Annotated in this window: 24 protein-coding genes; 9 read left to right on the plus strand and 15 right to left on the minus strand. The window is 69.1% G+C overall.

Going from position 1 to position 24,783, the window contains the following annotated elements:
• The 6 genes from NBE95_RS17780 to NBE95_RS17805 form a co-directional block, all read right to left on the minus strand.
• Positions 1–966: a LysR family transcriptional regulator gene (locus tag NBE95_RS17780; protein ID WP_289896369.1), complete on the minus strand. Its 966-nt coding sequence runs from the start codon at positions 964–966 to the stop codon at positions 1–3.
• Positions 967–1,025: 59 nt separating this feature from the next.
• Positions 1,026–2,204, minus strand: a complete 1,179-nt coding sequence (gene argE / locus NBE95_RS17785) for an acetylornithine deacetylase (RefSeq protein ID WP_289896370.1) — start codon at positions 2,202–2,204, stop codon at positions 1,026–1,028.
• Positions 2,205–2,261: 57 nt separating this feature from the next.
• Positions 2,262–2,939: a DUF1028 domain-containing protein gene (locus NBE95_RS17790; RefSeq protein WP_289896371.1), complete on the minus strand. Its 678-nt coding sequence runs from the start codon at positions 2,937–2,939 to the stop codon at positions 2,262–2,264.
• Positions 2,940–2,946: 7 nt separating this feature from the next.
• Positions 2,947–3,366 carry a RidA family protein gene (locus NBE95_RS17795; protein ID WP_289896372.1) on the minus strand — a complete coding sequence of 140 codons (420 nt, stop codon included), beginning with the start codon at positions 3,364–3,366 and terminating at the stop codon, positions 2,947–2,949.
• 18 nt (positions 3,367–3,384) lie between these two features.
• Positions 3,385–4,839, minus strand: a complete 1,455-nt coding sequence (locus NBE95_RS17800; RefSeq protein WP_289896373.1) for a 4-hydroxyphenylacetate 3-hydroxylase family protein — start codon at positions 4,837–4,839, stop codon at positions 3,385–3,387.
• A gap of 146 nt (positions 4,840–4,985) precedes the next feature.
• On the minus strand, positions 4,986–6,119 hold the full coding sequence (locus NBE95_RS17805; protein ID WP_289896374.1) for a branched-chain amino acid ABC transporter substrate-binding protein: 1,134 nt from the start codon (positions 6,117–6,119) through the stop codon (positions 4,986–4,988).
• Positions 6,120–6,382: 263 nt separating this feature from the next.
• Between NBE95_RS17805 and NBE95_RS17810 the strand changes: the two genes are divergently transcribed.
• The 5 genes from NBE95_RS17810 (at position 6,383) to NBE95_RS17830 (ending at position 12,446) form a co-directional block, all read left to right on the plus strand.
• Complete coding sequence (locus NBE95_RS17810; protein WP_289896375.1) at positions 6,383–7,300, plus strand: branched-chain amino acid ABC transporter permease; 918 nt, start codon at positions 6,383–6,385, stop codon at positions 7,298–7,300.
• Between the two features lie 4 nt (positions 7,301–7,304).
• Positions 7,305–8,483, plus strand: a complete 1,179-nt coding sequence (locus tag NBE95_RS17815; RefSeq protein WP_289896376.1) for a branched-chain amino acid ABC transporter permease — start codon at positions 7,305–7,307, stop codon at positions 8,481–8,483.
• Positions 8,480–9,274, plus strand: coding sequence for an ABC transporter ATP-binding protein (locus tag NBE95_RS17820; RefSeq protein WP_289896377.1), 795 nt, complete (start codon positions 8,480–8,482; stop codon positions 9,272–9,274). Before NBE95_RS17815 ends, NBE95_RS17820 begins: the two co-directional genes overlap by 4 nt.
• Complete coding sequence (locus tag NBE95_RS17825) at positions 9,267–9,965, plus strand: ABC transporter ATP-binding protein (RefSeq protein ID WP_289896378.1); 699 nt, start codon at positions 9,267–9,269, stop codon at positions 9,963–9,965. Before NBE95_RS17820 ends, NBE95_RS17825 begins: the two co-directional genes overlap by 8 nt.
• Before the next feature lie 114 nt (positions 9,966–10,079).
• Complete coding sequence (locus tag NBE95_RS17830) at positions 10,080–12,446, plus strand: penicillin acylase family protein (RefSeq protein WP_289896379.1); 2,367 nt, start codon at positions 10,080–10,082, stop codon at positions 12,444–12,446.
• A gap of 49 nt (positions 12,447–12,495) precedes the next feature.
• Here the strand turns inward: NBE95_RS17830 and NBE95_RS17835 are convergent, their stop codons facing one another.
• Both NBE95_RS17835 and NBE95_RS17840 read right to left on the minus strand, forming a co-directional pair.
• A complete protein-coding gene (locus NBE95_RS17835) occupies positions 12,496–14,148 on the minus strand; it encodes an iron ABC transporter permease (RefSeq protein WP_289896380.1) in 1,653 nt (550 codons plus the stop codon).
• A gap of 16 nt (positions 14,149–14,164) precedes the next feature.
• Positions 14,165–15,178, minus strand: a complete 1,014-nt coding sequence (locus NBE95_RS17840) for an extracellular solute-binding protein (protein ID WP_289896381.1) — start codon at positions 15,176–15,178, stop codon at positions 14,165–14,167.
• Positions 15,179–15,268: 90 nt separating this feature from the next.
• Between NBE95_RS17840 and NBE95_RS17845 the strand changes: the two genes are divergently transcribed.
• A complete protein-coding gene (locus NBE95_RS17845; protein WP_289896382.1) occupies positions 15,269–16,384 on the plus strand; it encodes an ABC transporter ATP-binding protein in 1,116 nt (371 codons plus the stop codon).
• A gap of 216 nt (positions 16,385–16,600) precedes the next feature.
• Here the strand turns inward: NBE95_RS17845 and NBE95_RS17850 are convergent, their stop codons facing one another.
• Genes NBE95_RS17850 through NBE95_RS17860 form a run of 3 tightly spaced genes read right to left on the minus strand, consistent with a single transcriptional unit; the run spans position 16,601 to position 19,019 of the window.
• A complete protein-coding gene (locus tag NBE95_RS17850; protein ID WP_289896383.1) occupies positions 16,601–17,491 on the minus strand; it encodes a U32 family peptidase in 891 nt (296 codons plus the stop codon).
• Positions 17,492–17,493: 2 nt separating this feature from the next.
• Positions 17,494–18,489 (minus strand): peptidase U32 family protein, encoded by a 996-nt coding sequence (locus NBE95_RS17855; protein WP_289896541.1) that lies wholly within the window; start codon positions 18,487–18,489, stop codon positions 17,494–17,496.
• Complete coding sequence (locus tag NBE95_RS17860; protein WP_289896384.1) at positions 18,489–19,019, minus strand: SCP2 sterol-binding domain-containing protein; 531 nt, start codon at positions 19,017–19,019, stop codon at positions 18,489–18,491. Before NBE95_RS17860 ends, NBE95_RS17855 begins: the two co-directional genes overlap by 1 nt.
• A gap of 107 nt (positions 19,020–19,126) precedes the next feature.
• Between NBE95_RS17860 and NBE95_RS17865 the strand changes: the two genes are divergently transcribed.
• From NBE95_RS17865 to ric, 3 genes are read left to right on the plus strand one after another with little or no spacing between them, the layout of a single operon-like run.
• Positions 19,127–20,596: a UbiD family decarboxylase gene (locus NBE95_RS17865; protein WP_289896385.1), complete on the plus strand. Its 1,470-nt coding sequence runs from the start codon at positions 19,127–19,129 to the stop codon at positions 20,594–20,596.
• Positions 20,593–21,174: a UbiX family flavin prenyltransferase gene (locus NBE95_RS17870; protein WP_289896386.1), complete on the plus strand. Its 582-nt coding sequence runs from the start codon at positions 20,593–20,595 to the stop codon at positions 21,172–21,174. The genes NBE95_RS17865 and NBE95_RS17870 overlap by 4 nt, the downstream gene beginning before the upstream one ends.
• Positions 21,171–21,836 (plus strand): iron-sulfur cluster repair di-iron protein, encoded by a 666-nt coding sequence (ric, locus tag NBE95_RS17875; protein WP_289896387.1) that lies wholly within the window; start codon positions 21,171–21,173, stop codon positions 21,834–21,836. Before NBE95_RS17870 ends, ric begins: the two co-directional genes overlap by 4 nt.
• A 24-nt stretch (positions 21,837–21,860) precedes the next feature.
• On the opposite strand, the gene NBE95_RS17880 is transcribed toward ric, so the two are convergent.
• The 4 genes from NBE95_RS17880 to NBE95_RS17895 form a co-directional block, all read right to left on the minus strand.
• Entirely contained in the window at positions 21,861–22,133 is a 273-nt protein-coding gene (locus tag NBE95_RS17880; protein ID WP_289896388.1) for a DUF6522 family protein, read from the minus strand.
• A gap of 90 nt (positions 22,134–22,223) precedes the next feature.
• Positions 22,224–22,940: a Crp/Fnr family transcriptional regulator gene (locus tag NBE95_RS17885; RefSeq protein WP_289896389.1), complete on the minus strand. Its 717-nt coding sequence runs from the start codon at positions 22,938–22,940 to the stop codon at positions 22,224–22,226.
• A 178-nt stretch (positions 22,941–23,118) separates the two neighbouring features.
• Entirely contained in the window at positions 23,119–23,829 is a 711-nt protein-coding gene (locus tag NBE95_RS17890; protein WP_289896390.1) for a Crp/Fnr family transcriptional regulator, read from the minus strand.
• An 88-nt stretch (positions 23,830–23,917) separates the two neighbouring features.
• Positions 23,918–24,736, minus strand: coding sequence for an SUMF1/EgtB/PvdO family nonheme iron enzyme (locus NBE95_RS17895; protein ID WP_289896391.1), 819 nt, complete (start codon positions 24,734–24,736; stop codon positions 23,918–23,920).
• Positions 24,737–24,783: the final 47 nt, after the last annotated feature.

Genomic DNA, 24,783 nt, shown 5'->3' on the forward strand with positions numbered 1-24,783 from the left:
TCAGGAAGTCCGAAGAACCTCGGCCGCCGGCGCCGCGGGCGCATCCAGCGGCAACATGCCGGGGAAGGAGCCGTCGCGGATCACCTCCTGGCAATGCGCGATGAAGGCCTCGACCACGCGCGAGCGCCGGATCTCGGACAGGCAGGCGATGCCGAAACTGATCGGCGTCGAGACATCCTCGAGCGGCAGATAGACCAGCGGCAGGCCGTTCTCGGCGATCTGGTTCACCGGCCGCGCCGTCATCAGCCCGTAGCCGATCCCCGCCGCCACATAGGAGCGCAGCGAGGCGGTGGACGAGGTCTCCATGACGATGTGCGGCACGCCGCCGATCTGGCGGAACAGGCCCAGGAAATAGTCGCGGGTCAGCGGCAGGTCGATCAGGATGAAGGGATCGTCGAGCAGCTCGGCCAGCCGGATCGAGCCGCGCCCGGCAAAGCGATGCTCGGCCCCGACCAGCGCATAGGACCGCAGCTGCGCCAGTTCGATGAAAGTCACGTCCGGCGGCATGTTGAGGTTGTAGGTCAGCGCCAGGTCGATCCGCGCCAGCCGCAGGCTTTCGATCAGCTCGGCCTCGCCGCCTTCGGTCATGGTCATCTGCACATCCTGATAGCGGCGCGAGAATCCGGCCCAAAGCTCGGGCGCGATCAGCGGCGCGAAGGTGAAGAAGGTGCCGACCTTGATCGAGCCCGAGACGCGGTCGTTCAGGTCGCTGGCGACCTCGTAGAGCCCGGCCGCAGCACGCAGCGATTCCTTGGCCGCCCGCAGCAGCCGCATGCCGGCGGGGGTCAAGGACAGCCCCTGCGCATGATGGCGGATGAAAAGCTGGACGTTCAGTTCGGTCTCGAGATGCGAGATCGCGGCCGAGATCGAGGGCTGCGAGATGTTGACCTGCTCGGCCGCCTTGGTGACCGACAGCGTCTCGCCCGCCGCGATGAAATAGCTGAGTTGCCTGAGTGTGAAGCGCATCGTTTCCAGTCCTGTCCTGCATGCCAAGTGGAAACATTTTATCGCAGCGCGCCAAAGCCCTATTTCACCATTTCCGGCGCCGCCATCTCGTCCAACAGCGTGGCCAGCATCCGGTCGCAGCGCGCCAGCTGGTCGAGCGAGACGAATTCGTCGGGCTTGTGGCCCTGATCCATGAAACCCGGCCCGCAGATGGCCGTGGACATGCCCAGATCCTGCTGGAAAAGCCCGCCCTCGGTGCCGAAGGCCACCTTGATCGTCGGCTCCGGCCCCCGGGTCAGCCGGCGCAGCAACCGGACGACCGGCGCGGTCTCGGGGGTCTCCAGCCCCGGATAGGCAGAGACTTCCGCGATCTCGATGCGCGCGTCGGGGAAGCGGGCGCGATGCGGGGCGGCGATGGCCTCGGCATCGGCAGCGATGTCGGCCAGGATGGCGGCGGGATCGTCGGCGACGATGTTGCGGATCTCGAAGTCGATCTCGCAGCGGTTCGGCACGATGTTCAGCGCCGTGCCGCCCCGCATGAGGCCGGCATGGATGGTCGAATAGGGGATGTCGTAAGCCGGGTCGCGGGCGCCCGCATGGGCCAGCTCCTCCTGCCGGGCCTGCAGGCCGGCGACGAAGGCCGCGCCCAGATGCAGGGCGTTCAGCGCGTTCGGAGCCAGCGCCGAATGGCCCTCGCGGCCGTGGCAACAGGCCCGGCAGGCCAGCTTGCCCTTGTGGCCGGTGGCGATGCGCATGCCGGTCGGCTCGCCGACGATGCACAGCGCCGGGCGGTCGGGACGCGCCGCCAAGGCCGCGATCATGCCGCGCACGCCCAGGCAGCCGATCTCCTCGTCATAGGACAGCGCCAGATGCAGCGGCGTCCGCAGGCCGCGCCGGGCGGCATGCAGGGCGGCATGCAGGGCGGCGGCGACGAAGCCCTTCATGTCCGCCGTGCCGCGTCCATAGCAGCGCCCGTCGCGCTCGGTCAGCGTGAACGGATCGACGCTCCAGTCCTGGCCCGTCACCGGCACCACGTCGGTATGGCCCGACAGCACCACGCCGCCCGGTCCGTCGGGACCGATGGTCGCCCAGAGATTGGCGCGGCTGCCATCCGGATGCGCGAAGCGTTCGACGCGCGCGCCCACAGGCACCAGCAGCCCCTCGACATAGTCCAGCAGGTCGAGGTTCGGACGGCGGGACACCGTCTGATAGGCAACTAGCCGGCGCAGGATATCGACGGTCGAGGGGATCGCGGTCATGGAAATCTCATCGCAAAGACCGGGGGCGGCACGGGCCGCCCCCGAGTTGGGGGGAAATCACTCGTCGCCGGGCACGCCGTAGCTGGGCGCGGCGTCGGGGTTCAGCGCCCGGGTCACATAGGCGTCCATCTCAAGCCGCCAGCGCTCCCACAGCGCAGCGCAATCCTCGATGGGATCGCCCTCGCTCCAGTCGACGCGCAGGTCGGCGATGGGCCAGCTCACCTTGTCCACGATCAGAAGGCCCATGGAATGCACCGGCCCCTCCTCGCCGCCGGCGGCGACCGAGGCGCGCATGCCCGCCAGCAGCCGGTCGCCCAGATGCCGGCCCCGGGCCGCCATGAAGGCATCGACCATCTTCTGCGGGATCTCGTCCGAGCGAAGCAGGTTGCCCGCCGCCGTCACGCCCGCGCCATAAGCGATGCCATGCGTGCCCAGCGTCTTGGCCCCGGAACGGCCGGCGGTGCCGCCCGCCGCATCGACCAGTGCAAGCTGGCGGTATTCGACATGCGGCGCCTCGGCGACCAGCCGCTCCAGCGCCTGCGCCGCCGAAAGCCCCTGCGCCATCAGGTCCAGCCCCTTCGGCCCCAGGCTCGGGTCGGTGATGTTCTGGGTCGCGACCACGCCCACGCCCGCCCGCGCATGGGCGCAGCGCGCCGCCACGCAGGGCGAGGAGGAGGAGACGGCGATGCCGAACATGCCGGTTTCGGGGCAGCGGGCAGAAATCGAGAAGGTCATGCCCGCCTCATGCGTCCGGGATGACGGCGGTGGCCTCGATCTCGACCACCCATTCGGGCCGGGCCAGCGCCGGCACCACGATGCCGGTCGAGCAGGGATGCACGCCCCGCAGGTGCTTGCCCATCTCCTGATAGACCGCCTCGCGATAGCGGATGTCGGTGACATAGACGACGATGCGGCAGATATGCTCCATCCGCGATCCCGCTTCTTCCAGCAGCATGCGGATGTTTTCCATGGTCTTGCGGGTCTGCGCCGCCGGATCGCCGGCATGCAGGCATTCGCGGGTCTCCAGATCCTGCGAAACCTGGCCGCGCAGGAAGACCATGGTGCCGCGGGCGACGACGCCCTGGCTCAGGTCGTTGTTCAGCTTCTGCTCGGGATAGGTTTCCTTGGTGTTGAAGGGGCGGATGCGGTGATGGATGGTCATGGTGTCTGCTCCGGTCGGTCAGTGTTTGGTGCCCCAGACCTGATCGGACAGGCCCGCGGATTTGTGGGTGAAGCGCAGCGCCTCGTTCCAGTCGAAGTTGCGATAGACCGCAGCCAGATGGGCGAAGGGCGGGGATTGCGCGAAAAGCTGGAAGGTCAGCCGGTGGCCGGCATAGTCCGAATTCAGCAGGTCGCGGGCATAGGCCAGCAGCTTGCGGCGATCCTCGCTGCCCCAGTTCTCGTTCAGCGTGTAGAACTTGTCGAGCCAGGGCGCGGTTTCGGGATCGTCGAAACAGGCGGCGTCGGGGGTGATGCAGATCTGGCCGCCGCAAAGCTCGCGCGTCAGGTGCATCATGTGGTGCAGCTGCGAACAGGCCAGCACGCGGCCGGTCATCAGCAGCGACTGGTTCGGCATCATCAGCCCGCCGGGGCTTTCCTCGGCCTCGGCAATGGCCGCGGTCAGGTGGGCGTTGATCCCCTCGCGGTAGCAGGCCAGCGTCGCCAGCTTCTCCTGCACCGCCGGCTGATGCTCCAGCCCGGTCTGGCGCACGTTCCACAGCGCCGCGCCGATCAAGAGGTCGGCGAGCTTCAGGTTGCGCTGCACGAAGGCGAAGGCGGAATAGCGGTGCAGCGTGGCGCGGATGAAGGTCGCGGCCTTGGTGTGCTGGTAGAACAGCACGTTCTCCCACGGGATCAGCACGTCGTCATAGATCACCAGCGTCTCGACCTCGTCGAAGCGGTTCGACAGCGGATAGTCCCGGGCCGGCGCGCGGCCGGCAAAGCCGGTGCGGGCGATGAAGCGCAGGTTGGGCGAGGAGAAGTCGCAGACGAAGCCCACCGCGTAATCCGACATCGCCTCGTTGCCCCAGTTGGCGATGGTCGGCTTGGTGAAGGCCTGGTTGGCATAGGCGGCGGCGGTCTCGTATTTCGCGCCGCGCACCACGATGCCCGCGTCGGTTTCCCTGACCACATGCAGCAGCATGTCCGGGTCCTGGTCCTGCGGCCGCTTCGAGCGGTCGCCCTTGGGATCGGTATTGGCCGAGACGTGGAAGGGGTCGGTCATGATGACGCGGTGGATGTGGTCGCGGATGTTTTCCGAAAAGCGCGGGTCCACCTCGTTCAGGATGTCCTGGCCGTCGAACAGCGACCACATCTCGCCCGCCGTCTCGTCGCCGACGCGGGTGACGATGCCGCCGACCTCCTCCAGCACCGCATTGGTGGCGGCGCGCTTGGCGCGCCAGTCCTCGCGGGTGAAGGGCAGCTTCAGCCCGACCGAGAAGCGCTCGCCGTTCTCCTCGTAGCTCATCAGGTCGCGCGTGGCCTCGGCATGGGCCATGTCGTAGATATGCGCGCGGATGTCGACCAGCGGCTTGAACATCGGATGCCGGGTGATGTCCTGTACGCGCTCGCCATTGATCCAGACGCGGCGGCCGTCGCGGATGGAGTCGCGATACTGTTCTCCGGTTCTTAGCATGATTTCCTCGGGATTGGCCTTTCGGCGGATGGGTTCGGCCCGGGCACGCTGGCCCTTGGCCGGGATCGGGCAGACCTTCCCCGTCCCTTGCGAGCGGGGCGCGCAGGGGGCGGGATCGGTCGGCGGGTTGGTCAGGTCAGCGGGCGTCAGGACTTGGCATAGCTCGTCCAGGCGCCGTCCTTGACGGTCTTCAGCTCGATGGCGATCGGGGTCTGGGTCTGGCCGTTGGCATCGAAGGTGATCTGGCCGGTGGCGCCGTCATGCTGGATGGCGCGGATCGCCTCGGCCAGCTTGGCCTTGTCCTCGGCCCCGACCTCGTTGATCGCCTGAATGATGATGTTCGCCGCGTCGAAGGCGTATTTCGTATAGGGGCTCATCGGCTCGGCGAAGCCCTTGGCCTGGTAGTCGGCCTCCATCTGCGCCAGCTTCGGCGTCTGCGAGGCCACCGGATAGGAAACGATGGTATTCGGTGCCGCGTCGCCCGCCACCGCGATGAATTCCGGGTCGTAGAAGCCCGAGATGCCCAGCATCGGCTTGTCGAGCCCGATTTCCTTCATCTGCCGGGCCAGGATGCCGGCCTCGGTGATGACGCCGCCGAAATAGACCGCATCGACCTGCTTGCCCTTCAGCGAGGTCAGGACGGTGCGGAAATCGGTCGAGCCCACCGGCAACAGGTCGGTCGAGACCACCTCGCCGCCCGCCGCCGGGACGAATTCGGCGATCGCCTCGGCATTCGACTTGCCGTAATCCGAGGTGTCGGCGATGACGGCGATGCGCTTGGCGCCCAGATCCTTGACCATCCATTCCGACAGCGGCTGGTTCTCGGTCAGAAGCGTCGGGGTGACGCGCGTCACCTCGGGCAGGTTCTGTTCGGTGATGGCCGGCGAGATCGCGCCCCAGATCACCAGCGGCGTCTGGAAACGGGCAAAGACCGGCATGGTCGCCAGCGCCACGGGCGAATTCCAGTGCCCGGTCGCGGCCACCACCTCGGGGTCGTTCACCAGCTTCATCGCTGCGCCGACGCCGGTCTGCGGGTCCGAGGCGTCGTCCAGCACCACCGGCTCGATCTGATACTTGCCGGCCGGATCGGCATTCGCCTGCTCGATGGCCAGCAGGAAGCCGTTCTTCGCCCCCAGACCCTGCTGCGCGTTGCCGCCCGACAGCGGGCCCATGAAGCCGATCTTGACCTTCGCCTTCTCGGCGAAGGCGGGGGCGGCGAAGATCGCCGTCGAAAGCACGAGCCCGGCCAGAACGGCGCGGCGGGTGGGAATGATGGGCATGTCTGTCTCTCCTGTCGGTGCAGAGGTCTTGTGGCTGCTGGTCTTGCGGACCCGCCCCTTTTCGCCGGTCGTGCCGGGTGGAGCTTGTCGTTCCGGAGCCGAACATCGGACGATTTCCGCCCCGCTGAGAAGTCGCATTAACTGAAGCAGTGGCTCAGAAAAAACGAAGCGCCGCCGGGGCCCTTTTCATTTGCCTGAACCAGCCGGCCGCCGCCATTGTCCTCGGAAAAGCCGAACCAATGAATCAATCCGGGAGGTCCGACGTGGAAAGTCTGATCCTCCAGCACCTGCTGAACTGGCTGGTGCTGGGAAGTATCTACACGCTTGTCGCCATAGGTTTCAGCCTGCTGTTCGGGCTGCTGAACGTCATCCATTTCTCGCATGGCGACGTCTCGATGATCGCGCCCTTCGTGGCGCTGGGAAGCCTGCAGGTGCTGTTCGGCCTGGCCGGAAGCAGCGCGGGCATCCTGCCGATCCTGGCGGCGCTGGTGATCGCCGTGCTGGTCACCGGGCTGGTCGGGATCGGCGCCGACCGGCTGGTCATCTCGCGCTTTCGCCACTCGCCGGCCATGATGGCGCTGGTGGCCACGGTGGCGCTTGGCACCGTGGTGCGCGAGCTGATCCGCGGCTTCTATCCCCAGGGCTCGAATCCCAAGTCCTTTCCGGCCATCGTGCAGGGCTTCGTGGAATTCGGCGGGCTGCGCCTGCCGGCCCTGCCGGTGCTGATCGTCGTCTCGACCGTCGCCATCGTGGTGCTGATGTATCTGCTGATGCAGAACAGCCCGATCGGCATGCGCATCCGCGCCGTGGCCGAGGATGGCGCAACCGCCCGGCTGATGGGCATCACGCCGGCGCGCATCTTCGCCTTCACCTTCTTCCTGGCCTCGGCCGTGGGGGCGCTGGGGGCGCTGTTCTTCGCCAGCTATGCCGGGGTGGTGCGCTTCGACTTCGGCGTGCAGCTGGGCCTGATCGGCTTTTCCGCCGCGGTGATCGGCGGGCTGGGCTCGATGGGCGGCGCGATCCTGGGGGCGCTGGCCATCGCCGGGATCGAGACCATCGTGCAGGCGAACATGGCCGACGGCGCCTCCTACCGGCTGGTCTTCGCCTTTGCCCTCGTCATCCTGATGCTCTGCATCCGGCCCTCGGGCCTGCTGGGCAAACCCGTCTTCGAAAAGGTCTGAGCCGATGTCCACCACGACCCTGACCCATGTCCAGAGCCGCGCCGCACTGCCCGCCGGCCTGACCGTCGTCGCGACCGAGATCGGCGGCGCCGCCCTGCTGGGCGCCTTCCTGCTGGCCGAGGCGACGCCCATGGTGCTGGCGCTGCTCGCCCTGATGGGCGGGCTGTTCGCGGCGCTGCAACTGCGGCCCCGGATCGAGGAGGAGATCGTGCGCGCCTTCCACGAGGCGCGCGGGCTGGCGACCGTGCTCGCCGTCGCGATCGTGCTGGTCTATCCGTTCTTCCTGGGGGGCAACACCTATGCGCTGCACCTGCTGATCGTCTCGCTGCTTTATTCGGTGCTGGCGCTGGCGCTGAACTTCCAGCTCGGCTCGGCCAACATCCCGAACTTCGCCACCGGCGCGACCTATGGCATCGGCGCCTATACCTCGGCGCTGCTGGCGATCCATCTCGGCTGGAGCTTCTGGGCGACGCTGCCGGCCGCCGCCATCGTCGCCACGCTCTTCGGCTTCCTGCTGGGCATTCCCTCGATGCGCACCCGCGACAGCTATCTGGCGCTGGTCACCATCGCCTTCGGCATCGTCATCCACCAGATGCTGAACAATCTCAGCTGGACCGGCGGCCCGAACGGCCTGGTCGGCATCCCGGCCCCCAGCCTGCTGGGCCATTCCTTCATGCAGCCGATCGAGCTGTTCGGCTTCCGGCTGCCCTCGCAGGCGAATTTCTACTATCTTTCGGCGGCGCTGCTGGGGCTGGCGATCCTGTCGGCCAAGCGGCTGCACGAAAGCCGCGTCGGCCTGGCCTGGAACGCGATCCGCGCCGACGAGCTGGCGGCGAAATGCCAGGGCATCAACGTGGTCTGGTACAAGATCCTGGCCTTTGGCGTGGACGCCTTCCTGGCCGCCTTCGCCGGCACGATCTATGCCTTCTACATCTCGTATATCTCGCCCGACAACTTCACCTTCCTGGTCTCGGTCACGATCATGACCATGGTGATCGTCGGCGGCATGGACAACACGCTGGGGGTGATCCTGGGCGCCTTCCTGCTGACCATGCTGCCGGAAAAGCTGCGGATCTTCTCGGACTACCGGCTGCTTTTCGTCTCGGTCGTGGTGATCCTGTTCCTGATCCTGCGGCCCAAGGGCCTGTTCCCGCAACGCCAGCGCCATTACGGAGGCCAATGATGACCGCACCGCTGCTGCAACTGAGCGGGCTCGGCATCCGCTTCGGCGGCCTCGTCGCCGTGGACGGAGTCGACCTGACCGTCGCCCCCTCGACCATCACCTGCATCATCGGCCCGAACGGCGCCGGCAAGTCCACGCTGTTCAACCTGGTCACCGGCATCTACCGGCCGACCGCGGGCAGCGTCGCGCTGGCGGGCGAGGACATCACCGGCCTGCCCGCGCACCGGATCGCGACGCGCGGCATCGCCCGGACCTTCCAGTCCTCGCGGCTGTTCGAGGACCTGTCGATCCTCGACAACGTCATCATCGGCATGCACGGGCGCAGCCGAACCGGCGTGCTGACCGCGCTGCTGCGTCCCAAGAGATCCCGGCGCGAACTCGGCGCCTGCGCGGATCAGGCCGAGACCATCCTGCGCGGCATCTCGGAGGAGCTTCACGCCCGGCGCTACGAGCCGGCGGGCATCCTGCCGCAGGCCGACCGGCGCCGGCTGGAGATCGCCCGCGCGCTGGCCTCGCGCCCGCGGCTGATCCTGCTCGACGAACCGTCCTCGGGCATGGACGACCGCGACACCGCCGCGCTGATGGCCGATATCCGCCGCGTCATGGCGGACAATCCCGGCCTGTCCTTCCTGATCATCGAACATGACATGCGCCTGGTCGCGGAACTGCCCGACAGCGTGGTGGTCATCGACTACGGCAAGAAGATCGCCGAAGGCGCCTTTGCCGAGGTGCGGCAATTGCCGCGCGTGCAGCAGGCCTATCTGGGACAAAAGGCAGTCGAACATGCTTGAACTGAAGAATGTCAGCACCTCCTACGGCCCGGTCGCCATGCTGCGCGAGGTCTCGATGAGCATCGGCCAGGGCGAGCTGGTCTGCCTGCTCGGCCCGAACGGCGCGGGGAAATCCACCACCTTCAAGGCGCTGTCCGGCCTGTTGCCGCTGGACGGCGGCGAGATCCGGCTGATGGGCGAGGATGTCTCGCGCCTCGGCACCGAGCGGCTTGCCGCGCTCGGCGTCGGCTTCGTCCCCGAGGGCCGGCGGCTGTTCCCCTCGCTCAGCGTGCGCCAGAACCTGCGGCTCGGCTATGACGCCTCGGGCTGCCGCGAGCCCTTCGAGGCGCGGCTCGAAGTGATCTGCGCCCTGTTTCCCCGCGTCAGGGAGCGGCTGAACCAGCAGGCCAACACCATGTCGGGGGGCGAACAGGCGATGGTCGCCCTGGCGCGGGCGCTGATCGGCGACCCGCAGATGCTGATCATGGACGAGCCGTCGCTGGGCCTTTCGCCCAAGCTGATCGACGAATATTTCGACACCGTCTCGCGCATCCATGCCGAGGGCAAGACCGTCCTGCTGATCGAGCAGAACGCCGAAACCGCCCTGTCGATCTCGGACCGCGGCTATCTGATCGTGCGCGGCCGGATCGCCGTCACCGGCACGCGCGCGGCGATGCTGCAGGACGACACCATCCGGCACATGTATCTGTAGCCCGCCGCTCTCTGGCCGCCAGGCTGCTAATCACATTGACCGACCGGGCGGTCAATGTATAAGTGACGCGGCGTCACGGGCAGCATCCCGGCGCGGTTCTGGGAGGAGCATGGAATGAATCTGAAGCGGAAACCCCTGGCATGGCTGCTGCTTTCGGCAACGGTCGGACTTGGATCGGCGGCGGCAAATGCCGGATCCAGCGTCGAGATCATCCGCGACGACTGGGGCGTGCCGCATGTCTATGCCGATGACGTCTACGGGCTTTATGCGGGCTTCGGCTATGCGGTCGCGCAGGATCGCCTGTTCCAGATGGAGATGGCCAGGCGCTCGGTGCTGGGAACCGTCTCCGAGGTGCTGGGCGCCGAGCGGCTGCCCTTCGACATCGCCACCCGCGCCGATTTCGACCATGCCGACATCCGCGCCCAGATCGAGGCGCTTCCCGCAGAGCAGCGCGACATCCTGCGCGGCTACGCGGCGGGCTACAACAAGCGCCTGGCCGAGGTGCTGGCCGACCGCGAGCATCTGCTGCCCAGGCAGTTCACCGATTTCGGCATGGAGCCGAGCAGCTGGACCGAGTTCGACGTGGCGATGATCTATGTCGGCACCATGGCCGGCCGCTTCTCGCATTACTCGACCGAGCTCGACAATGCCAAGGTGCTGGCCCGGCTGGAACAGGCCCATGGCCCGGAAAAAGCGGCCGAGCTTTTCGACCAGATGTATTGGCTCGAGGATCCGCTGGCCCCGACCACCGTGCCCGAGGGCGGGCAATACCGGATCAGGGCGGATGCGGCCCCGCCCGAGGCGGGGCGTTTCCGCGGCCTGCTCGACCTGGCGGTGCCGGGCGGCGACAACGACCGGCCGCGCGCCTCGAACATCTGGCTGGTCGGACCGGAAAAGACCAGCGATGGCAGCACGATCCTGCTGAACGGGCCGCAATTCGGCAATTTCAACCCGTCCTATGTCTATTCCATCGGGCTGCACGGCGCCGGATTCGACCTGACCGGCAGCACGCCCTTTGCCGTTCCCAACATCCTGTTCGGCACCAACGGCCGGATCGCCTGGGGCGCGACCGCCGGCCCGCTGGACGTCAACGATTACGTCGAGCTTGAACTCGACCCCGAGGATCCGACCCGCTACCGCAAGAACGGCGAGCTGGTCGAGATGACGGCCCGGCAGGAGGTGTTCAAGGTCAGGGGCCAGCCCGACGTGACCACGACGGTCTATAGCAGCGCATACGGCGTGGTCAGCCGCTTCGATCCGGCGAACCGCCGGGCCTATGCCTTTCATCGCAGCTGGAAGGGCAAGGAGATCCAGACCCTGATGGCCTGGGTCGATTCGACCAAGGCGCAGACCTATCAGGACTGGCTGCAGCAGGCCGAGAAGGTCGCCACCACCATCAACTGGTATTACGCCGACCGCGACGGGAACATCGGCTATGTCTCGCCCGGCCTGCTGCCCCTCCGGGCCGAGACGCAGGACCAGCGCGTGCCCGCCAGGGGCGACGGCAGCCAGGACTGGCAGGGCATCCGGCCCTTCTCGGAGGTGCCCAAGACCTACAACCCCGCCCAGGGCTGGATCGCGAACTGGAACAACCGCTCGACGCACGGGCCGGTCGGCAATTTCGAGGCGAACCCCTGGGGCGACGCCGACCGGGTGGACGAGATCATGTCCCGGCTGCAGGCGAAGGACAAGCTGACGCCCGAGGAGGTCTGGGATCTCAACCGCGAGATCAGCTTCCTCGACATCAACGCCCGCGCCCTGCTGCCCTTCCTGCTGGAGGCGGCAAAGGGGGTTCCGGCGCAGGATCCGCGCGGCGCGATGCTGGCGGCGCTGCGGGACTGGGACGGGCAGATGCTGCGGGCCGAGGACGGCCGCGCCACCGCGCCGGCGGTGCAGATCTTCCGCACCTGGGTCGACACGATGGTGCAGGACGTGCTGATGGACGACGCGCCGGGCATCGACCCGACGGTGCTTTACAACCGCGTCTCGCGCCCGGTCCAGGTGCTGCGCAATGCGCTGCTGGGCGACAAGGCGGGCGTGCCGCAGACGCATGATTTCTTCAACGGCGCCGACAAGGCCGAGGTCATGCTGGCCGCGCTGAGCAAGACCGGCGACAAGCTGGCCGCGGATTACGGCAGCGACGAGGTCGCGGACTGGCGGATGCCGCTGCCGCAGCACGATTTCCTGACCGACAACTACCTGGGCATCCCGCAGGCGGACGAGGGAGAGGCGCTGTCCATCGGCACGGCGATGAACCGCGGGACGCAAAGCGACCTGATCACCTTCAGGGACGGCAAGGTCAGCGTCTGCATCGTCGCCCCGCCCGGCCAGAGCGGCTTCATCAGCCCCTCGGGCGAAAAATCCCCGCATTACGACGACCAACTGACGCTCTACGAGAATTTCGAATGCCGTCCGCAGGCCCTGCTGCGCGAGGATGTCGAAAAGGTCGGCAAGGACCGCATCACCCTGACGGTCGAATAACCCGCAGGGACCGGGCCGCCCGCAGCCGGGCGGTCCCGCCCGGCCGCCGTCAGCGCCGGATCGTCCGCGCCAGCACCATGACCGGCAGGATGCCGATGACCACGATGATCAGCGCCGCGATGGCCGCATCCTCATAGGTGCCGCGCGCCGCCTCGCCGTAAAGATGCGTCGAGAGGGTTTCGAAATTCAGCGGCCGCAGCAGCAGCGTGGCCGGCAGTTCCTTGACGCAATCGACGAAGATCAGCAGCCCCGAGGCGGCCAGCGCCGGACGCGAGATAGGCACATGCACCTGCCGGAACACCTGGCCGGGGCTGCGGCCCAGCGTCCGCGCCACATGGTCGAGCGAGCGCGGCACCCGGCTCAGCCCGGCCTCGATGCCGCCGGTGGCGATGGCCAGGAAACGCGCCACATAGGCATAGACCAGCGCCGCGCCGGACCCCAGCAGCAACAGCCCCGGCCCGGCGCCCAGCAGCGCCTGCGAGGCGGCGGCGATCTGGCGGTCGGCCAGCGCGATCACCGGCAGAAGCCCGATGGCCAGGATGGTGCCCGGCACCCTATAGCCCAAGGTCGAAAGCCGCACCATGGTCTGGGTCAACCGCCCCGGCCGCATCCGCGCGGCGCCGGTCACCACCAGCCCCAACAGCAGCGCCACCAGCGTCGCCAGCGCGGCGAAGAAGGCGGTGTTGCCGGCCTCTTCGAGAATGCGCGGCGACAGGCCGGCGAAACGGTAGCGCGCCCAGGCCGCGCCGACCAGATACCAGGCCGGCGCCGCGAAGCCGAAGGCGACCGGCAGCGCGCAGACCAGCACCGCCGCACCGGCCCGCCAGCCGCGCAGCCGCGTGCGCCGCAAGGGTTGGCTGCGCTGCGCCCCCGCCGCGTAACGCTGGCGTTTGCGACCGCGGCGCTCCAGCATGACCAGCGCCATGGTGATGGCCAGCATCGCCAGCGCGATCTGCGCCGCCCCCGGCAGGTCCGAACGGTTGATCCAGGTCGAATAGACCGAGACGGTCAGCGTGCGCACGCCCAGGAACTCGGCCGCGCCGATGTCGTTCATCGCCTCCATCAGCGCAAGCGCCGTACCGATGGCGACGGCCGGCCGGGCCAGGGGAATCGCCACGCGCAGGAAGGTGGCGACCGGCCCGGCCCCCAAGGTTCGGCCGGCATCCAGCAGGTTGACGGCCTGCATGGCGAACAGCGCCCGCACCGGCAGGTAGACATAGGGATAAAGCACCAGCCCCAGCAGAAGGATGCAGCCGGGCATCGAGCGGATGTCGGGCAGGCGGAACTCGTGCGGGCTGGCATAGCCCAGCCAGCCGCGGATCGCGCCCTGCACCGGCCCGACCGGATGCAGGATGTCCAGATAGGCATAGGCGACGATATAGGTCGGCACCGCCAACGGCAGCAGCAGCGCCCAGCCGAAGATGCGCCGCCCCGGAAAATCGCAGGCCGCGACCAGCCAGGCCGTCACCGTGCCCAGCGTCGCGACGATGATGCCGACACCCACCAACAGGATCACCGTCTGCCGCGCCGCCACCGGCAGCACGTTGCCGATCAGATGCGCCCAAAGCCCTGGGCTGCCCTGCAGCGCGAACAGTCCCAGCGCCAGCACCGGCAACAGAACCAGCGCGGCGATCACCAAAGCTGCCGCCTGCCAGCCCGTCCCCGCGCGGTCGCGGGAAGCCTGTGTCAATTCCGGGTTCATGCCTGCGCGCTTCGCTTCAGTTATCGAAGCCGACCGTCTCGGCCAGCTCGCTCGCCGTCTTGCGCTGGCGGGCGATCTCGGTCAGGTCGGCGGCATCGGCCTTGAGGCCCGCCATGTCCTCGATCACCGGGCTGACCGCGACGCCGGCCTTGACCGGATATTCGAAATTCGCCTCGGCATAGAGCTTCTGCGCCTCGTCCGAGACCAGGTATTCCAGCAGCTGCACCGCCTCGTCCTTGTTCGGCGCGTGCTTGGCCACCGCCGCGCCCGAGACGTTCACCTGCGTGCCGCCGCTCTCGAAGGTCGGCAGGACGACCTTGATCGCCTTGACCCATTCCTGCTGCTCGGGGCCGCCGGCGCCGCTGCGCATCAGGCCGACGTAATAGGAATTGGCGATGCCGATCTGGCAGATGCCGCCCATGATGTCGCGCGCCACGTCGCGGTCGCCGCCGCCGGCAGTGCGGGCCAGGTTCGCCTTGACGCCCTCCAGCCAGGTCTTCGCGGCTTCCTCGCCGTGATGCACGATGTAGGAGGCGGTCAGCGCCACGTTGTAGGGATGCTGACCCGAGCGGATGCAGACCTTGCCCTTCCATTCCGGCTTGGCGAGATCCTCATAGGTGAAGCTCGACAGATCCAGATTCTTGTCGGCGTAAAGCACCCGCGCCCGCTGCGACAGCGCGAACCAGTTGCCGTCCTTGTCCCGCAGATTCTCGGGGATGGCGGCCGCCAGCACCTCGGAATCGACCGGCTGGGTCAGGCCGCGATCGACCAGGTCGACCAGGTTGCCGATGTCCACGGTCATCAGCACATCGGCGGGCGAGGCTTCGCCCTCCTGCTCGACCCGCTCGGGCAGGCCGTCCTTGAGGAAGATGGTGTTCACCTTCACCCCGGTCGATTCGGTGAACGAGGCCAGCAGCGGCTCGATCAGATTCGGCTCGCGCGTGGTGTAGAGGTTCAGTTCCTGGGCGTTTGCGGCAACCGCCTGCGCAGCCAATACGGCACCGATCAGTCCAGAGAGTCCGACACGCATTCTGTCCTCCTTGCGATTTCTCGACCTGTTTACTAAACTAACTACTAAAGTAAACTATTCTCCTGCGGGTGCGGTCACGAAGGGATGCCGATGAACCAGTTAGCCAGCCCTCCCGACTGGGCCAGCCAGGTGGATGCGCGCGAGGCCGCGCCCGATATCGCCGCAACCCTGCCCATGCTGGAGGTCAAGGCGCTGTGCCGCCGCTTCGCCGGCGTGGCGGCGGTCGAGGATATCGGCTTCCGCGTGGCACGAGGCGAGGTGACCTGCCTGCTCGGCCCGTCGGGCTGCGGCAAATCGACCACGCTGCGCATGATCGCCGGCATCGAGCGGCCCGATTCGGGCACCGTCCGGATCGACGGCCGGCCCATGTCGGGGGCCGATACCTTCCTGCCGCCGGAACGGCGCCCGGTCGGCATGGTTTTCCAGGATTTCGCGCTGTTCCCGCATCTGGACGTGGCGGCCAATGTCGGCTTCGGCCTGCAGGGCCCAGCGCGGCAGAATCGCGGCCGCATCGGCGAGCTGCTGGAGCGGGTCGGCCTGTCCGGCCATGCGGCGAAATATCCGCACGAGCTTTCGGGGGGCGAGCAGCAGCGCGTGGCGCTGGCCCGCGCCCTGGCGCCGCGCCCCTGCCTGATGCTGATGGACGAACCGTTTTCCAGCCTCGACCACCGGCTGCGCGACGGCGTGCGCGACGCGGCGCTGGACCTGCTGCGCGAGACCCGGACCACGGTGCTGATGGTCACGCACGACCCCGAGGAAGCGATGCTGATGGGCCATCGCATCGCCGTCATGCGCCAGGGCCGGCTGATCCAGGAAGGGCGGCCCGATCAGCTTTACGACCGGCCCGCCGATCGCGGCGTCGCAGCCTTCTTCTCGGACCTGAACACGGTCGAAGGCCGGGTCAGGAACGGCCGGGTGCAGACCGTGCTGGGCGCCTTTCCGGCCTTCGGCCTGGCCGAGGGCAGCCGGGCCGAGGTGGTTGTCCGCCCGCAGCATCTGGTCACGGTCGAGGTCGGCGGCACCCCGGCCCGGGTCGAGCGCGCCCGCTATCTGGGTCGCGACAGCCTGGTCGAGACCCGGCTGGAGCCGGGCGGCGCGGCGATGAAATCCCGCATCCCCGGCCTGGTGCTGCCGGCACCCGGCAGCCTGATCCGCTTGGCCCCGCGGCCGGGCAGCGTCATGGTGTTTCCCGGCCCCGCCGACTGACGGGCGCCCGGGTGCCGGCCGAGCCGAGGCCATCGGCCGCGATGACCACATGGTGTTTGCCCTCGACGGCATGGGTCATCGGCACGGACGGGCCGGCACAACCCGAGGGCGATCAGATCCGGCGGGCTGGCCCGACGGTGGTCCGGTGGTGAAAAACCGTCGCCCGCCCTGTCGGCGGACGCGGATTCGCGCGCGGCCGGCCCTCTCGGATCGGCCTCAGCCGGCGATGCTGGCGCCCGGCGTCCCCGCCAGGAAGCCGTCGGCGAGCGCGGCTTCCGGCATCAGCCGGCGCAGCCCGGCCAGCGCCTCGGGGCGCGGCGTGCCGCCCTGGGCGATACGGTGGTAAAGCCCGACCAGCCCGGCGAAATCGCCGGTCTGCGGCGACAACCGCAGCGCCGTCACGCCGGCCTCGCGCAGCTCGTCGATCTGCCCGGCCGCGGTGGTATGGGCATGGCCCAGCGTCTGCACGCCGTTCACTGTCAGGAAGGGCACGCCTTCAAGCGTCTCGACATCGCGGCCGTCCGGGTCGTCGCCGCAGATGAACTGGCAGCTGTCCTTGGCGCGGTCGTGCAGGCGAGCATGATAGCAGCGCCCCGAGATCGCCAGCGGCGCGCGGCCATGCCCCCAGACCTCGACGGCAAGACCCGCCGCCGCACCCGCCGCCGCAAGCCGGGCGACCGAGGCCAGCGGCAGCTCGGGCGGCAGGCAGATGCGGGTCGCGCCCTTCCTCGCCAGCCATTCCAGCGTGCCCTCGTTATAGACATTGACCAGCGGCCCGACCTGGAAGGGCATCCCCTCGGGCAGGTGTTTCAGCGCCCCCAGATCGGCGATCTCGACCGGCAGGCCGGTGGCGAACAGTTCCTCGGTCTGCCGACGCTCGCGCCGCAGGGTGATCAGCGACAGCGTGGACAGCGCCACCTCCTTGCCGGCGGTGCGCAGGCATTCGACGGCGCCGGGAATCTCCTGCTGCCAGAATGGCAGGCGTTTCGAGCAGACCCATTCGCCGATCACCACCCGCCGCGCCGGACTTGCGGCCAAAGTCCGGTAAAAGCCGCGCACGGTTTCGGCGTTCCAGAAAAAGGCGATCGGCCCAATGGTCAGATCCATGGCTACCTCCAGGTTTTCGCGTAGGCGCCGGTGGTGGCGGCCTGACCCTCGGTCAGCTTCGCCAGCAGGCCGGCGGGTATCGGTGCACCGGTTTCCACCGCCTCGACCGCCGCGCGGAAGGCGCGCACCACCTGCGCCACATAGGCGCGCGAGCGCTGGCGGCCCTCGATCTTCAGCGCCGTCACCCCGGCCTGGCGCAGGCGCGGGATCAGTTCGGTCGCGTCCAGGCTCACCGGGTCTTCGAACAGATGGCCGGTCTGGGCGGCGCCGGTGGCGGTGGCGGGCGCGGTAAAGCAGCCCTTGCACAGCGTCGGATAGGGTGCGGGCGCCCCCTTGGGCGTGCGGTGGATCAGGAAGCCGCCCAGCCGGGCCTCATTCTGGCCGCCCACCTCGCCATAGACCACATGGCTGGCCGGTGAGCAGACGCCGTTCATGTTCGGCGACAACCCCGTCGCGTATGAGGACAGCGAGCAGCGTCCCTCGGCCATGACGCAGAGCCCGCCAAAGACGAAGACCTCGGTCTCGACGTCGATCTCGCGGTTGATGGCGGTGATCTCCTCGACCGTCAGCACCCGCGGCAGGACGACGCGCCGGATGCCGAAGGTTTCGGCATAGAAGTTGATCGCATCCGGGTTGGCCGCCGCCGCCTGCACCGACAGATGCAGCCGCAGGTCGGGATGCGCCTCGGCGGCATGGGCGATCAGGCCCAGGTCGGCCAGGATCACGGCATGGGCGCCGGCCGCCTTGGCTTCGGCCACCGCGCGGTGCCAGATCGCCTGGTCGCCGGCGCGCGGGAAGGTGTTGATCGCGACCAGCACCCGGGCGCCGCGCGCCGCGGCATAGGCCACGCCCTCGGCCAGCTCCTGGGCCGAGAAGTTCAGCCCCGGAAAGTTGCGGGCGTTGGTTTCATTGGCAAAGCCGCAATAGACCGTATGCGCCCCCGCATCCACGGCCGCGCGCAGGGCGGCGGGGGTGCCGGCGGGACAGACCAGTTCCATCATGGGCTCGTCTCCTGTCTGGAAAGCACATAGCCGCTGCGCCGCGCCAGCAGGTCGGCGCCCCGGCGCAGCCAGCGGTCGAAGGGGCGGCCGGGAATCGCCGCAAGCTCGGCGGCCAGGTCCAGTTCCGCGTCGTCCAGCGCATTGCGCAGCGCCAGCACGGCGGAGGTGTCGCCGCCGATCTGCAGTTCACCGGAAAAGAACAGCGCATCGCCGTCCTCGGCGCCGTGCAGCATGGCGAGAAAGGCGGCAAGCCGGCCGCGGATCGCCGCATCATGGTCGGGTTCGCGGCTGCGGGGATGGGCGGCGATGCGCCGGGCCGCGGGCTCGATCAGCAGCAGGACCGGGCCATCGGTCACGTCGATCAGGAAGCGCGCGGCCTCATATGGGCCGAGCCGGGACAGGATCGCCGGCTGGCGGCGGGCGATGCGCCGCAGCAGCGCGGTCAGGGCAATCCCCATCAGGCGCGGGGCGAGTGGCGGGACCGGCAGACGGCGCAGCACGGTCGGAAGGGGGCGGGGCGAGGTCATGCCTCCGACCTAGCCCGCAAATTCCGCCGCCGAATTGATATCGGTCAAGCGGCACGCGCATTTCCGGCCCTAGGTTCCGCCGCAACGAGCCGAGACCGGAGCCCCCGATGCGCAGCCTGCCGCCCTTTCCCGACCTGCGGGCGTTTCTTGCCTTTGCCGAGGCGCGCGGCGATCTGGCGCGGATCGCCGCCCCCGTCTCGCTGCGCCACGAGATGACGGCGGTGCAGCTTGCCGCCCTGCGCCGTGGCGGGCCGGTGCTGCGCTTCGACGCGCATGACGGGCCACCGATGCCGGTGGTGACCAATCTTTTCGCCACGCGCGAGCGGGTGGCGGCCGGCCTGGGGCTGGCGCTGGACGAGATCCCGGCCTTCGGCGGCTTCCTGGCCAGCCTGCGCAGCCCCGAGCCGCCCGAGGGGATGCGCGACGCGCTGTCGCGCTGGCCGGTGCTGCGCGCGGCGCTGGCCGCCCGGCCGCGTCTGTCGCGCCATGCCGCCTCGCAAGAGGAGGTGCTGCCCGGCCTCGACCGTCTGCCGGTGCAGACCCCCTGGCCCGAGGATGGCGGGCCGCTGATCACCTGGCCCGTGGTCATGACCCGGCCGCACGGGTCCGAGGCCGCGGACCATGGCCGCTATAACCTGGGCGTCTATCGCGCCCAGGTGCTGGGGCCGGACCGGCTGATCCTGCGCTGGCTGGCGCAACGCGGCGGCGCGGCGCATCACCGCTCGTGGCTGCGCGCCGGCGAGCCGATGCCGGTCGCCATCGCGCTTGGCGCCGATCCGGCGCTGTTGCTGGCCGCCGCCCTGCCGCTGCCCGAGACCGTCTCGGAACTGGGCTTTTCCGGCGTGCTGCGCGGCGCGCGCACCGAACTCGCCGCCGCCCGCACCGTGCCGCTGATGGTGCCCGCCCGCGCCGAGATCGTCGTCGAGGGCTGGGTGCATCCCGGCGAAACCGCGCCCGAGGGGCCCTTCGGCGACCATACCGGCTATTACAACGCCGTCGAGCTATTCCCGGTCATGCGCGTCAGCGCCGTCACCTGCCGACGCGACCCGCTTTACCTGACCACGGTGACGGGCCGGCCGCCCGACGAGCCCTCGGTCATCGGCGAGGTGTTCAACGACCTGGCGCTGCCTGTGATCCGCAGCCAGATCCCCGAGGTCCGCGACCTGTTCCTGCCGCCCGCCGCCTGTTCCTACCGCATGGCGGTGGTGCGCATCGACAAGGCCTATCCCGGCCAGGCGCGGCGGGTGATGATGGCGCTTTGGGGCATGTTGCCGCAGTTCTGCTATACCAAGATGATCGTGGTGGTGGATGGCGAAATCGACATCCGCAACTGGGACGACGTGCTTTGGGCCTTGTCCACGCGCATGGATCCGGCGCGCGATGTCATGCTGATCGACCGCACGCCGATGGACTACCTGGACTTCGCCTCGCCGCGCGAGGGGCTGGCCGGCAAGATCGGCATCGACGCCACCACCAAGATCGGCACCGAGACCGCCCGCGACTGGGGCCGCGAGATGCGCCTCGACCCCACGCATGAGGCGCGGGCGGCGGCGATCCTGGCGGAGGTCGTGGCATGAGCCGGGTGGTGCTGGGCGTCTCGGGCGCCTCGGGCGCGGCGCTGGCGCTCGCCTGCGCCGAGAAGCTGGCCCGGCTGGGGGCCGAGATCGACCTGGTGGTCTCGGCCATGGCCGAGCGGACGTTGGCCGAGGAGGTCGGGCCGCAGGCGCTGGCCGGGCTTTGCGCCATGGCGGCGCGGGTGCATCCGCAGCGCGACCTGGGCGCGGCCATCGCCTCGGGCTCCTGCCCGGTGGCGGGGATGATCGTCGCGCCCTGCTCGATGCGCAGCCTGGCCGCCATCGCCCATGGTTTCGACGACAGCCTGCTGACCCGCGCCGCCGGCGTGCAGCTGAAGGAACGCCGGCCGCTGGTGCTGCTGGCGCGCGAGGCGCCGCTGACCCTGGCGCATCTGCGAAACATGCAGGCCGCGGCCGAGATGGGGGCGGTGATCCTGCCGCCGGTCCCGGCCTTCTACCTGCGCCCGGCCAGCCTGGCCGAGGCCGTGGCCCAGATCGCGGCCCGCGCCGTCGATCTGCTGCATCTCGCCCCGCCGCAGGCCGGGGCCTGGAACCCCGAAGCAAAAGGAAACCACCCATGACCGACACGCTGCTCTATCCCGAAAACACCGTGCGCGACATCGCCGCGAAACTGCCCGGCGCCGCCGGCATCTTCCGCGATGCCGACATCAGCTTCTGCTGCGGCGGCGATATCAGCCTGGCCGAAGCCGCCCGCAAGGCCGGGCTGGACCTGGCGGCGCTGACCGCGCAGCTACAGGCGCTGATCGACCGCGCGGCACAGGACGCCCCCGCCGACACGGCCGGGCTGGTCGCGCATATCCTCGACCGCTACCACGCCACCCATCGCGAGGAGCTGGCCTTTCTGGTCCAGCTCGCCAACCGGGTGGAATCGGTGCATGGCGACCATGACGAGGCGCCGCTGGGCCTGACCGAGGCGCTGATCCTGCTGCACGGCGATCTGGACGCCCACATGACGAAAGAGGAAAAGGTGCTGTTCCCGGCCATTCTGCAAGGTGCCGGCGCCACGCTGGCCGGGCCGATCCAGGTGATGCACCAGGACCATGCCGACACCTCGGAACTGCTGCGCCGGATCGAGCATGTCACCAACGGGCTGCGCCTGCCCATCGGCGCCTGCGGCTCGTGGACCGCGCTTTACACCGGGCTGCGCAAGCTTTGCGACGACGTGGTCGCGCATATCCACCTGGAGGAAACGATCCTGTTCCCGCGGGCGCTGGCCGCCTGAATCCGGCCGGGTCGCGGCGGCGCCTCAGCCGGCGCCGCCCGGGCGTTCGGGGCGGTCGAAGCGCGCCTGTTTCAGGATGCGCCCCTCGGCGTCGACGGTCAGGCGCAGGACGCGGCCGGCATGGAAGAAGCTCAGGCGGAAAGTGCCGGCATCCGCGCCCTCGCCGGTCTCGTGGCGGCTGGTGATCCGGCCCTGCTGCATCAGCCCCGGCACCAGGGCCGGGTCCAGGCCGAAGGCCGGGCCGAGCAGTTCGGCATCGACGACGAAGCGCCCATCCTGCCGGCTTATCCTGTCCATGACCCCTGCCTCCTGCGCAGCCGCCGGCCGCCGGCGGTCTGGCCGAAAGCCCAGCCGCTTCCTCGACCGATGTCAAGCCTTCCGTCCGGCTCAGCCGGCGGGACCGAGCGCGCCCAGCGTGTCGGCCTGGGCCAGGTCGCGCAGCCGACTGACCGAGGCGATGGCGGCGCTGGTCTGGCTGACCCGCACGCCATGATCGCGCAGCCGGGCAAAGGCGCGGCTCAGGCTTTCCGGCTTCATGCCCAGCCGCCCCGCGATCAGCGCCTTGTCATAGGGCAGCACCACCGTGGCGCTGGCCTCGCCTTCGGGGCAAAGCTCCAGCAGGAACTCGGCGACCCGCTGGGCGCCGGACAGCGCCTTGAGCTGCTCGATCTGCTCGACCAGCCCCTGCAGATGCATGAAGGTGGCCGACAGGATCGAGATGGCGATGGCGGGATGCGCGTGCAGCAGGTCGAGCACCGCGCGCGCCGGAATGGCGATCAGCTGACAATCCGTCGATGCCTCGGCCGAGACCGGATAGCTGGCGCGGCGCAGCGCGATCGGCTCGCCGAAACTTTGCCCGCGCGTCATCACCCCCACCACCGCCTCGGAGCCGTTGGCGGCGATGCGGTAGAGCTTGACCCAGCCGTCGGCGACGACATGGATGGAATGGGCGGCATCGCCCTGGTGAAAGACCACCTGGCCGCGGCGCTGGCGGCTGACATGCGCCGCATCCAGCAGACTATCGCGCAGATCGGGCGGCACGGCCGAAAGCAGCCGCGACTGGCAGGCGATCTGGCGATGCGCGGCAGAGAGCTTCATTCTCATCGGATCGGACCTTTCCGGGACCAAGGCCGGCCGACCCCGGCGGTCACGGCCGGGACAGCGGCGGCAAAGGGCGAAGGCGGGTGCATCGGCATGGTATCCGGGTCATGGGTTCGGAACCAAGCCTCTATGCCCTTCCGCGCGCCGCCTCGTTGAGCGAACGCAAAGAAGCGGCCGGAAATCAGTTCGCGGGATCGGCGATCCGCGCCAGGGCGCCGGCGTCGATCACCGTCAGCTTCTGCCGGCCGCCCTCGACCAGGCCCCGCGCCTCCCAGCCGGACAGCAGGCGCGAGACGGTGTGCAGCGTCGTGCCGGTCATCTCGGCGATGTCCTGGCGGGTGATGGGAAAGTCGATGCGGGTGCCGCCGCCCTCGATGCGGCCGGCCTTCTCGGCCAGACGCAGGACGGCATGGGCGACCCGGCGCTCGACCTCCTGGGTGGACATCTCGCGCAGGCGGGTATGGGCCTCGTCCAGGCGCTGGCCGATGGTTTGCAGGGCGTTGATCGCCAGCCGGGGATTGCTTTCGACCACCGTGTCCCAATCCGACATCGGCCAGCCGGCCACGATCGAATCGACCGCGGCGCGGGCGGTGCCGGGATAGTCGGGCCGCGCCAGGGCGCGGGCAAAGCCGAACAGGTCGCCGGGATGCACCACGCGCATCATCACCTGCTGGCCGTCCGGCGTGACCTGCGTCACCTTCAGCCGGCCGTGCAGCAGCAGGTAGAAGGCCGTGGCCTGCGCGCCCTGTTCGAACACCGTTTCGCCCTGCGCCACGCGATGCGCGCCGGCGCGCGCCATCAGCCGCGTCAGCGCCTCGGACGCCATGTCCCGGAACAGCGGCAGGTTCCGCACCAGTGAAATGTCGATCGCCACATTCCGCGCCTTCACCATGGGTTTCCCCCTAGGTGCCGCAAAACCGGGCGAGAGCAAAGCATTCCTATGGCCTTCTTCCGTGGTGTTTCGTCCCAGGCGCGCGGGATCAGCCGGTCTCGCGCACCAGACGGAACCCCAGATTGGCGGGCGGCACCCCGACCGAGCAGCCGCCGGATTTCGGATCGCGGATGAAATCGACCATGGCCGCACGATGCAGCCCCTCGGCGATGTAGATGCCGCAGCTTTCGCCTTCGCGCAGGATGCGGCCGCTGTCGTCGATCTGGACCTGGCGCAGGCAGGTCGAGGTCCATTCCCAGACGGCGCCGCCGATGTCATGCACGCCCAGCGAGTTGACATTCAACTGACCCACCGGCCGGATCTCGCGGTCCAGTTCGCGCTGGCGGGCGGCATCGACGGCATATTGCGCCAGCCACAGCACCGCAGGATTGGCGGGGTCACTGTCCACCCCCAGCCGGTCGTCGCGGAACAGCTCGGCTGCGGCATGGGCCCATTCGACATCGCTGGGCAGGCGCCAGCTCTGGCCGGTCTCGGCCGAAAGCCAGGCGGCATAGGCGGTGGCGTCCAGCCAGTTCACCCCCGTCACCGGCAGTTCGCCCCGGTCGGTCGGGCCGCCGGGCGCGGTGCAGGCCCCGGCCGCCACGCATTCCAGGTATTGCCCGGTGCTGACCGGAGTCGCCATGATCTCGACCGGCGCGGGGATCGAGACGGTGGCGACCGGCGCGTCCACCGGCCAACCGTCCCGCTGCCAGTCGCCGTCCAGCCGATGCTCGAAGGGCCGGGGCTCGAGCCGCACCATGGCGGGCAGGTCCGGGCCCTTCGCCGTCTCGCGCTGCAGGAAGGGCGGCCACAGGCTCAGGCCAAGCGCGCCAAGCGCCGCGGCGAAGAGGAAGGCGGATCCGTGCATCGGATCTCTCCGTTCACAGCAGAAGGGAAAAGGCCGCCCCGGCGACA

It is taken from the genome of Paracoccus sp. TOH (genome assembly GCF_030388245.1).
Classification (GTDB): domain Bacteria; phylum Pseudomonadota; class Alphaproteobacteria; order Rhodobacterales; family Rhodobacteraceae; genus Paracoccus; species Paracoccus simplex.